Source organism: Lapidilactobacillus wuchangensis (genome assembly GCF_003946645.1).
Classification (GTDB): Bacteria; Bacillota; Bacilli; order Lactobacillales; family Lactobacillaceae; genus Lapidilactobacillus; species Lapidilactobacillus wuchangensis.
Genome location: NZ_RHOU01000033.1, coordinates 1 through 1,955 on the forward strand (window position 1 = coordinate 1; position 1,955 = coordinate 1,955).

Consider the following 1,955-nt stretch of genomic DNA (forward strand, 5'->3'; position numbering starts at 1 on the left):
GTACTTACTGATTCAGAATCACTTAGTGATGTACTTGTTGATTCAGAATCGCTTAATGAAGTACTTGCTGATTCAGAGTCACTCAATGATGTACTTGTGGATTCGGAATCGCTTAATGAAGTACTTGCTGATTCGGAATCACTTAGTGATGTGCTTGTTGATTCAGAATCACTTAATGATTGAGAATCACTCATTGAAGTACTTACTGATTCGGAATCGCTTAATGATGTACTTATTGATTCAGAATCACTCATTGAAGTACTTACTGATTCAGAGTCACTCAATGATGTACTTGTGGATTCGGAATCACTTAGTGATGTGCTCGTTGATTCAGAGTCACTTAATGATGTACTTGCGGATTCGGAATCACTTAATGATGTGCTTGTTGATTCGGAATCGCTTAATGATCCAGAATCACTCATTGATGTACTTACTGATTCGGAATCACTTAATGATGTGCTTGTTGATTCAGAATCACTTAATGATTGAGAATCACTTATTGAAGTACTTGTGGATTCAGAGTCACTTAATGATGTACTTGCAGATTCGGAATCACTTAGTGATGTGCTTGTTGATTCGGAATCACTTAATGATTGAGAATCACTCATTGATGTACTTACTGATTCAGAATCGCTTAATGATTGAGAATCACTCACTGATGTGCTTACTGATTCAGAGTCACTTAATGATTGAGAATCACTCAATGATGTACTTACTGATTCGGAATCACTTAATGATTGAGAATCACTCATTGATGTACTTACTGATTCAGAGTCACTCAATGATGTACTTGCTGATTCAGAATTGCTTAATGATCCGGAATCACTTAATGATGTGCTTGTGGATTCAGAATCACTTAATGATTGAGAATCACTCATTGATGTACTTGCTGATTCGGAATCACTTAGTGATGTGCTTGTGGATTCAGAATCACTTAATGATTGAGAATCACTTATTGAAGTACTTACTGATTCAGAGTCGCTTAATGATGTGCTTGTTGATTCAGAATCACTTAATGATTGAGAATCACTCATTGATGTACTTGTGGATTCGGAATCGCTTAATGAAGTACTTACTGATTCAGAATCACTTAATGATGTGCTTGTGGATTCGGAATCACTTAGTGATGTGCTTGTTGATTCAGAGTCACTCAATGATGTACTTACTGATTCAGAATCACTTAGTGATGTACTTGTGGATTCGGAATCGCTTAATGAAGTACTTGCTGATTCAGAGTCGCTTAATGATGTGCTTGTTGATTCGGAATCGCTTAATGATGTACTTACTGATTCAGAATCACTTAATGATCCGGAATCACTTAATGATGTGCTTGTTGATTCAGAATCACTTAATGATGTACTTACTGATTCAGAATCACTTAATGATCCGGAATCACTTAATGATGTGCTTGTTGATTCAGAATCACTTAATGATGTACTTACTGATTCAGAATCACTTAATGATCCGGAATCACTTAATGATGTGCTTGTTGATTCAGAATCACTTAATGATGTACTTACTGATTCAGAATCACTTAATGATCCGGAATCACTTAATGATGTGCTTGTTGATTCAGAATCACTTAATGATGTACTTACTGATTCAGAATCACTTAATGATCCGGAATCACTTAATGATGTGCTTGTTGATTCAGAATCACTTAATGATTGAGAATCACTCATTGAAGTACTTGCTGATTCAGAGTCACTCAATGATGTACTTGTTGATTCGGAATCACTTAATGATGTACTTGCTGATTCAGAATTGCTTAATGATCCGGAATCACTCAACGATGTACTTGTTGATTCGGAATCACTTAGTGATGCGCTTGTGGATTCAGAATCACTTAATGATTGAGAATCACTCATTGAAGTACTTACTGATTCAGAATCACTTAGTGATGTACTTGTTGATTCAGAATCGCTTAATGAAGTACTTGCTGATTCAGAGTCACT

At 35.9% G+C, this 1,955-nt stretch carries 1 protein-coding gene; it reads right to left on the bottom strand.

The genetic code is table 11. The annotated features are described in order from the left end of the window. Window positions 1-1,955, bottom strand: a 1,955-nt coding sequence (locus EKM82_RS11095; protein WP_191988118.1) for a hypothetical protein, incomplete at both ends; no start/stop codon positions are given.